Raw genomic sequence first — 8,662 nt, 5'->3', positions numbered from 1 at the left:
AATGCGTAAATAATGTTTAAGCCTTAAGTGCAAAAAGCTATATTTACTTGCTGTATTTATCTTTACTTACTGGATTAACAATTGCTTACACTTGTTAACTCAACTTTGAAAGCAAAAAACAACTTGGTGAATAAGTTTATTTAACTATAGTTTAAAGTTACTATAGTTCAAATTACTATAGTTTTAAAGTTGTTACATTAAAAGTTGCTCACTAAATTTACATAAAGTTTTAGTGGTGTAACTAAATGCTGCAATAAAATTTAACAGGTAGTTAACTCATATATATCAGTCTAAAAGACTAAATATCTAAGCTAAACAACTGATAAATCCAAACGAGTAATACAAATAGACGATAAATATTAAGTAATCATAGCTTTAAAGTAAAAGACCCAAGCACCAAAGCTTTAAACAATTTACCGATACTGATTTTTATCTGAGATCTCCTATTTAACTTAGCTTGCCAGCTAAGTTTTTTTAATGCGCAAAATTTGTGTGAAAAAATGCGAGGTATCTATGCATAAAAAAATCAGCTTTAAAACTTGGAGCTTAGTAGGATTAAGTGCTTTAGCCGTAAGTGTTAATACTTTACCAGTAGCTAAAGCCGAGCAGCCGGTTTTAAATGTTTTAACTTATAGTGTTATTCAAGATTATGGTGTGGATAAACAAATAAGTGCCTTATTTGAGCCGCAATGTGGGTGCAAGATTAATTGGATTCTTGACCAACATCAGTATCAAATGCTTAATCGCTATGCTTTAACCGCGAGTAAGAAAAATGCAACTCCTGTAGATGTTATTGTGGGAGTTGATATTACCAGTGCTACTTTAGCTAATAGCACTTATAAAAAACTCTTTCGTCCGATCAACTATCAAGTAAGTGCCCTGAATAATTTTCCTTTTGCGCAAACTTGGAACAATACTTATGCTCAACCGTTAACCTCATCAGCAGTAACGGTAATGTATAACACGTATAAGTTTAAACCTAGCGAAAATTACGCAAGTTTTGTTGATTTAATCAATAAAATGCCGTTTACTTTTATTTTTGGAGATCCACGCAGCAATGATTTAGGACGTACTTTAAATCAAATTATTGCTTACTATGGTAAAGATGCAACCCAACAAGAAGTTTTATGGCAAAAAATTAAAGCTAAAACCGTTACGGTAGGTAAAGGTTGGTCATCATCGTACGGGATTTTTGCTAAAGGAGAATCACAAGCTGCTCTAGCTTATTCTTCTTCGATTATTTACCATACCTTAGTTGAACATAAAACTAATCTCCAACCATTATTAATTGGTGATGCTGTGCCGTTTTTAGTAGATAGTGTACTTTTACCAGTTAAAAGTAAACAACCTAAATTAGCCGAGCAATTTGCTAAGTTCTTATTAACTCCTGAAGCGCAAAAAGTATTCTTTAAATACAATTCTTCTTATCCTGTAGTGAATATAGATAGTGTTTTAAGTGAGCAAGAACAAGCAGTAGCTAAAACTATTAATAACTATAAAGTTTTAGATTTACGTCAACTTGATCCACAAGCTGAAAAATCAGCGTTACAAGCTTATATTAAAGTTTTTGTAAAAGAATAAGGTGTAAACAATAAATTCCAAGGTAACTTCAGTTACCTTAGGGATTTTATTAAGGAATAATATTATGCAACAGCGGCGTGAGCTGTGGTTAGCTGCACTAGTACTAGGCTTAATTGTCTTATTTTATGCTTTAAGTCTAGGAAGCATTTTTCTTATACGTCCAGAATTTGACCTCAATTCAAGTTCTTTAACTTCATGGGCTGACTTACGAGCTATCTTGTCACAAGTATTAGGAATCTATCTTAAAAATACTCTTTGGCAAGCAAGTCTCTCGGCTTGTTTTATTTTGCTTGGAGGATATCTTTTAGCTAAAAGTTTAAACTATTTATCCTCACGTACAGTTACATGGTTATTAACTTTTAGTAATAGTAGTTTTTCTTTACCGACTATTTTAGTAGTTTTTGCGTTTATAACTTTGGCTGGACAAAACGGTTGGTTAAATAGTGTATTTTCTTACCTTGGCTGGGAATTGAAAATTAGTGTTTACGGCTTGGGAGGGATTTTACTTGCTAATTGCTACTTTAATTTAGGCTATGCAGGTAATACTCTTTACAATGCCTTACAGAAAGTGCCACTTGAACAAATTAAACTCGCGCAAATGAGTAACTTTAATGCTTGGCAAAACCTACGCCATGTAGAATGGCCTTATTTAAAGAAATATGTGCTTAACTTATGGTTACTCATGTTTATGCTCTGCTTTAATAGCTTTGCACTTGTACTCTTTTTAGGTGGTCCTAAGTATACTAATTTTGAAATCGGGATCTATCAAGCTTTAGTAACTGAAGCTGATTTCACGAAAGCCGCAGTGATTGCTGGAGTGCAGATCATCTTTTCTCTCCTGCTAATCATTTTAATCTCGCTGTGCCGTCCATTAAGAACTGCTAATAAAAGTATTAGTTTGCAAGAGTTGCAAGATCATGTTTATGTGCAAACCTTATGGTCGTACAAAATTTTAAAAACTCAACTTAGTCGAGCTTATGCTTTAGTCATCTTTATTTTTATTGGTTTACCTTTATGGAGTTTAGTGTGGGCGGGGATTAAGAGTGGTATTTATTTATACCAACAATACTCTCTTTATCGTGAAGAGGACATTAGTACAAGAGCTTTTGCGGGTGATACGTTTAGTTATCCTTGGCAAGATCTGTGGCAGGCTACGCAAACAAGTTTAATTATTGCCGCGGGAGCAACTATTATTTGTTTGTTAGTGTCGGTGATTTTATTACGAGGGATGCGTTGGTTAGGAGATTATGCTGCCCAATGGCTTAATAATTTAAGTCTTTTAAGTCTAGTCATCCCCAGCATGCTCTTAGGAGCTGGTTATTTCTTACTGCTAAACCTAGGCATAGATCTAGCTGTTGGGAAGAAAACCTTTATGCTGCTCATAATGTTAGCTAATGCTTTTACAGCCTTAGTTTTTAGTTTAAATTATTTATATCCTGCTTACCAACAAGCTCAATCTTATGCGCAATTAGCGGCGATGGTAGGGTTTAATTCATGGCAGAGCTTCTGGCGCTATGAATTACCACTTATTAAGAACTCTCTAATTTATGCAGCCATTACGGTATTTATTTTAAGTTTAGGTGATTACTCAATAATTCTGTTCTTTGTAAGTGAACAACAATTAGCAAGCATAACTTATTTACTTTCTAATCAGTTAAATAGTTTTGCTTCTAATCAAGGCAATATTACAGCTACTTGTTTACTTTTAGGAATTTTAGGCTTAAGATTAATTGCTTATTCTTGGGTACAGCGTAATAAGAAAAGTTTAACCTTTACGGCTAACTAAGCTATAAAGTTAGACTGAAGAGTATTGATTGGTATGCTAAAGAGTAAGCGAGAAGTGCTAAGTAGTACTAAAATGTACTCATAAGTATGCCATTGAACTGGTAGCAATTAAATTAGAAGAAGTTTTGTTAATTCTTCATTTAAATAGAAGCGTCAAGAATTGAGTCTTGACGCTTCTATTTTATGAGCTGCATGGCTGCTAAGAGATTAACTATATAATCTGGTTTACTTGATAAATCTGGGAGAAGAGTAGTTAACTCTTGTTCGTTAATTTTTGTCGTATCAAGGCAAACAAGAGAGAGATCTTGAGCTTCATTAATCGTAGATACGGCAATTGCCTCAGGTGCATTAACAGATGAGGTAGCTAATAATTTAGGTAAATCACGAGCAACGAGAATTGTTTGACAGTTTAAGTTTTTGCCATACTGAATATCTAGTGGTTTATCCCCAATCATATAGCTCTTAGTTAGATCAATAGTAAAGAATTTACTTAGATCTTGGTAAGTTTGTGTATTAGGTTTACGCCATGGATCATTACTATCTGCCGCTGGAGAAAAGAGTACAGCATCAATTACTAATCCAGTTTGCTCATAAGTATGGGCAGCCATGTCATTCATGCATTGGATAAATTGTTGTTCGCTAAACTTACCTCTACTAATACCAGATTGATTAGTAACTATAACAATTAGGTAACCTTGTTGCTGCTTTTGTGCAAGAGTCTCATATACTTGCGGAAGGATTTCCATTTGCTGATACACATGTAAATAGCCATCTCCGTCATCGTTGATTGTATCATCACGATCAGAAAAAATCGCTTTAACGGGAGTATTACCGTTTAAAGGAAAGCCTTGCGCAACTGGGTATGACTGTTCATTTCCTACTGTAATATCAGTTGGTAACTGCTCGAGGTGTTTTTGCGCCAAGAGCATATGTGGTAAGATTTGCGTTAAATGACAAGGGAGAAGTTTTTCCATATTTGCTTAAAAAGGTATCTACGTCTTTGAACGTTAAATTCTTCGAATGGTAAAATGATTGGACTTATTTTGGCTCAATTGTATCACAAATCCAAATCAGCTTTAAGTTAAATGCAGTTGTTCACATCGAACCACTCAATACTTACGACTTGCTACTTATTCTATACATATTTTTATTCGCAAGACAAACCAAGAGGTTTTAGGAGCAAAAAATTGCAAAAGTTGGATAAGGGGAAGTTTTCGTAATTAATAACTGTCAATTTTTACTTTCACTTATGCAATCTAACAAAATATTGGCTTCGATATTCATATCTTTCCGAAGTTGTAGTCTAAAAATGGGTATAATAGTCATACCTTTTTGTCTACGTTAGACGCAAATCTATACATATACTATTCATTTTTTAGTAGGTTAACCTCTAGCTTACTCTGAGGTTATTGTTAATTTAGCAGTAATCTAAGAAATTTTAAGTTCTGTAGATCTAGGAGATCTATAAGACTCAATAATAACCATATGAAAACTAAATTAATTTTAACAGCAATCTTTGCTGGTTTAAGTTCTGCAAGTTTTATGTTAATGCCGCAAGCTGCAAATGCGGTATTAGTAAGTAAAACTAAAAGCCCTGCAATTGATACAAACAAATATCTTCGCAACTCTGTAATGAGCAATTTTGTGTTAAACACAAATATTAGCGGGGATAGTTTTAAACCAGATAACGAATTCCAATATCCATTCCGTCAAATTCCAGGAATTTACGCGAATAACCACTTCTTACACCAAAGACTTAACGAAGGTGAACCTTTAGCGCGTAAAGTATTAGAACAATATTTACGTGTACTTGATCCAGGTAAAGTTTTATTTACCAAGCAAGAAGTAGAAAACCTTTATAAAACTTATACTACAGGTAATCATCCTTTAATTACGAATAACCTTGATACAGGTTGGAAGATTTATCAACTATACGCACGTCATCTAACTGAGTTAAACCGTTTAGTGGCTGAATATGTTTTATCTTTAAATTCAGAACCGAATTTAGATACAGACATGACAATTACTAAAGGTGACTATGCAGAATTCCGTGATGAAGGTGTTACTTTAGCTGATGTAGCGAAAAAATATGCTTTAAGAAGCCTAATCGCCGTAAAAATCGATAAACCAAAATTCGATTGGAATCAAGTGCGTGCTTATGTAATGCGTGGTTTAATTTACCAACAAAATACTCTAAACAACACGAGAAGTGTTGATGTATATGGTAAATTTGTTGATTCTTTAGTAAAAGGTGGTGCTGACGCTCACTCGGCATTCTACCCACCAGAAGACTCTAATACTATGGCTGAACACTTAAGTTCAAGCTTCTACGGTATTGGGGTAGGAATTACTGCTAACAGTGATGGTACTTTTGTCATTGCTTCGATTATCAAAGGCGGTCCGTCAGAAAAACAAGGCGGAATTGAAAAAGATGATGAAATCCTTGCTGTTTCACAAGACGGTAAAAACTGGGTAAATGCAGATACTTTATTAATGCCTTCATTAATTAAATTAATTAAAGGTAAAGAAAATACTAAAGTATTCTTACGTCTATACTCTAAAGACGGCTTTACCAAAGTAGTATCTATTAACCGTGGTGCAGTTAAACAAGAAGATATCGTTGTTAACCTGAAAAAATATACGAAAGACGGTAAAGAATACGGGGTAGTAAAATTTGGTTCATTCTACCAAGGTCTTTCAAACGATTTATATAAAGCTTTAAGTAGCAATCCAAATCTTGAAGGTCTAATTATTGACTTACGTGGTAATACAGGTGGTTACGTAGAAGAAGCGCAAGGTATTTCTTCGATCTTCTTGGACCAATTCTCACCTATTATGCAAGTAACGAATAATCGTACGCAAGTGGTAGGTTCGACTCGTAATTCACGTCCGGTTTCTTTCTCGGCTAAACCTTACCTCTTTAATAAACCGATTATCGTTCTAATCGACGCGGGTTCAGCGTCAGCTTCAGAGATTTTCTCTGGTGCTGTACAAGACTACCGTCGTGGTTTAATTATGGGTGATAAATCATTTGGTAAAGGTACTGTTCAAGCTCCAATTAATATTTCAGACTTTACTAATGATGGTTTAACTTACGTTACGATTCAAATCTTCTTCCGTGTTACAGGTAAAACTACACAAGTTAATGGGGTAACTCCGGATATCCAATTACCAATCTTAACTTTAAACAAACGTGAAGTTGATTTCTTCAATGCGTTAAAACCTGAAACTATTAACGCAGCTAAGTACACTCCATACAATAATTTCGTAAGTAAAAATATCCTTACGCAATTAACGAATGTACAACAAGAGTGGAGTAAAACTCACCCTGATTATAGTAAATACGTAAGCTTTATTAATCGTATTAAAACAGAAAACGATCGTAAGTTCGAATACGTAAACTATACTAAACGTTTGGAGTTCCAAAAATACTACCAAGGTCAAATCTTACAAAACTACAACAAATGGGCTAAAGAAAACAACAAACCATCTTACAGCTCATATGAAGAGTTAATGAAGAGAAACATTGGTGACAAAGATGGTCCAGATTTAGCTCTAGATATGAGTAAAGACCTACTTGTTGAATATGTTAAACTTTGGAATCAGAAAAAATAATAGTCTAGACTAATTATTTTTCTGTCTCGAACTACAAAGTAAAAAGTCCTAATGAGAAGAACCTCATTAGGACTTTTTACGTATCTGCAAAAGCAGTTAGTTGTGCTAAAATAATCATCATTAAACAACTCACAACTTAAACAACTCATTAAAACACTATGCAAAAATCACCACACGATTACATTGATGATCTTCCTGAAGATCAATTAAACCCAGAACAAAGAATGCGCCGTAAAATGGCAGCCGAGTACCGTAAACGTACTCGCCGTCGCCAAATGGTACTCTATCCGCTCTTAATGTTAGTTTTTGCGGCTTGTGTTTATTATTACGATCAACAAGAACAACATAAACAGCAACAAGGTTTAACCGTAAGTATAGGTCAGCAAGCTAGTCAGCAAACTTCAACTGCTGAAGTAAATAGCACGAATAGTAATCAAGATCAGGTTGCAAACAATACAAATAATGAGCAAGCAAAAGCTGAAACTACTAATGCACAAGCTTCTCATAGCCAGACTAATGATAATTCGCAACCAACAGCTAAGTTAGAACCTGCACCAGTAGACTATAGCAAATTACCTTTCTTTAATATTGGTGAGTTAGGAGAAGTTGGTTTAGAACCTAACTATATGGAGTATGCACCAAATGCTAACTTCGTAAAAGTATTACCAACTTGTAAAGTTACTAAAATTATCAGTGGGAATAGTTTTACTTGTACTTATGTACCCACAGGTAAAAGTATTAATGTAGAATTATTAGGTATTCAAGTATATACAACTAATACTAACGATAGTTATGCCAAAACTTTAGGAACTTTTGCGCAAGAAAAACTCCAAACCATGATCGACTTAGATGATCAAAATCATCAAGTTTACTTACAAGTAAATGCGCAAACTACAGAGAATACTTACATAGCTACAGCTTACAATATTCTTGGAGCTAATCTAAACTATACAATGCTTTTAAATGGTTATGCCTTTTTAGAAAGTAATTTAGGTTTAGATTCAACTTGGAAGCAAAGTTTTGCTTTAGCTGCAGCCAAAGCTCAAGATGAAAAAATTGGCATGTATGAAACAAGTGATTGGTTAAACGGACAAAGTGTTGTGCCTCCACAAAAATAGTCAATTTACTTAAGGATAACTTTAGTCAAAGCCTATGGTCTTTACCTCTTCAGTTCAGTAATTTAGATTAAGAAAGTCATATTCTCTTAACTAAATAGTAGGTTAACTAAAAAAGAGTTGGTAAAAATAATACTGATAGGTGAAGTGGGGGGGGGGAGGAGTAGACCTCGAGACAAAAGTAAATTTTGACAATTATAACCACAAGCTAAAAAATAAAAAAATGAGCTTATATCATATAATATGAATGTTATTCAGGTCTCAGTTAAGTGTATTAATTTGCACTGACTGAGATTTTTTTTGCCCTTAATCTTTAAGATTGCCTTGACTATCCGTTTACATACTCCCCAGGGGAGAGATGTCAGATTCATTAAAATATTTTGTCTTACCGGATTGATATAGGTTGTTGTTAATTTATCTCTGAAGGCATATTTATATTGTGTCATTTATATAAATGGTAAAAATTGCTCTAGCTATTTTAGCCATTCAAAATAGAGAAAATTTATTTAAGTATTAAATTAGCTGTTTAGATAATTTTTAAAATTTTTAAATCGCTATAATATAAG

General features: G+C 33.8%; 5 protein-coding genes. 4 read left to right on the top strand and 1 reads right to left on the bottom strand.

What is annotated here, in order from left to right; all coding sequences use genetic code 11:
- The first annotated feature begins 513 nt into the window (after positions 1–513).
- Both CKF58_RS00600 and CKF58_RS00595 read left to right on the top strand, forming a co-directional pair.
- Entirely contained in the window at positions 514–1,581 is a 1,068-nt protein-coding gene (locus CKF58_RS00600; RefSeq protein WP_222987627.1) for a thiamine ABC transporter substrate-binding protein, read from the top strand.
- Between the two features lie 64 nt (positions 1,582–1,645).
- The gene (locus tag CKF58_RS00595) at positions 1,646–3,367 is read left to right on the top strand and encodes an ABC transporter permease subunit (protein WP_119530053.1); all 1,722 of its coding nucleotides are present in this window, start codon (positions 1,646–1,648) and stop codon (positions 3,365–3,367) included.
- A gap of 175 nt (positions 3,368–3,542) precedes the next feature.
- Here CKF58_RS00595 and CKF58_RS00590 read toward each other — a convergent pair whose 3' ends face one another.
- Positions 3,543–4,340 (bottom strand): HAD-IIIA family hydrolase, encoded by a 798-nt coding sequence (locus tag CKF58_RS00590; RefSeq protein ID WP_119530052.1) that lies wholly within the window; start codon positions 4,338–4,340, stop codon positions 3,543–3,545.
- 511 nt (positions 4,341–4,851) lie between these two features.
- Between CKF58_RS00590 and CKF58_RS00585 the strand changes: the two genes are divergently transcribed.
- Together CKF58_RS00585 and CKF58_RS00580 are read left to right on the top strand one after the other, a co-directional pair.
- A complete protein-coding gene (locus CKF58_RS00585; protein WP_119530051.1) occupies positions 4,852–6,981 on the top strand; it encodes a carboxy terminal-processing peptidase in 2,130 nt (709 codons plus the stop codon).
- Between the two features lie 158 nt (positions 6,982–7,139).
- Entirely contained in the window at positions 7,140–8,099 is a 960-nt protein-coding gene (locus CKF58_RS00580; protein ID WP_119530050.1) for a thermonuclease family protein, read from the top strand.
- The last annotated feature ends 563 nt before the right edge of the window (positions 8,100–8,662 follow it).

Origin of the sequence: Psittacicella hinzii (genome assembly GCF_003585935.1) — a bacterium.
Taxonomy (GTDB): domain Bacteria; phylum Pseudomonadota; class Gammaproteobacteria; order Enterobacterales; family Psittacicellaceae; genus Psittacicella; species Psittacicella hinzii.
This window is presented reverse-complemented; position numbering and strand designations above follow the sequence as displayed.

Bases quoted from the DNA above. Each gene is read 5' to 3' on its own strand.
- CKF58_RS00600 (WP_222987627.1), top strand. From the start codon at position 514: ATGCATAAAAAAATCAGCTTTAAAACTTGGAGCTTAGTAGGATTAAGT.
- CKF58_RS00595 (WP_119530053.1), top strand. From the start codon at position 1,646: ATGCAACAGCGGCGTGAGCTGTGGTTAGCTGCACTAGTACTAGGCTTA.
- CKF58_RS00590 (WP_119530052.1), bottom strand. From the start codon at position 4,340: ATGGAAAAACTTCTCCCTTGTCATTTAACGCAAATCTTACCACATATG.
- CKF58_RS00585 (WP_119530051.1), top strand. From the start codon at position 4,852: ATGAAAACTAAATTAATTTTAACAGCAATCTTTGCTGGTTTAAGTTCT.
- CKF58_RS00580 (WP_119530050.1), top strand. From the start codon at position 7,140: ATGCAAAAATCACCACACGATTACATTGATGATCTTCCTGAAGATCAA.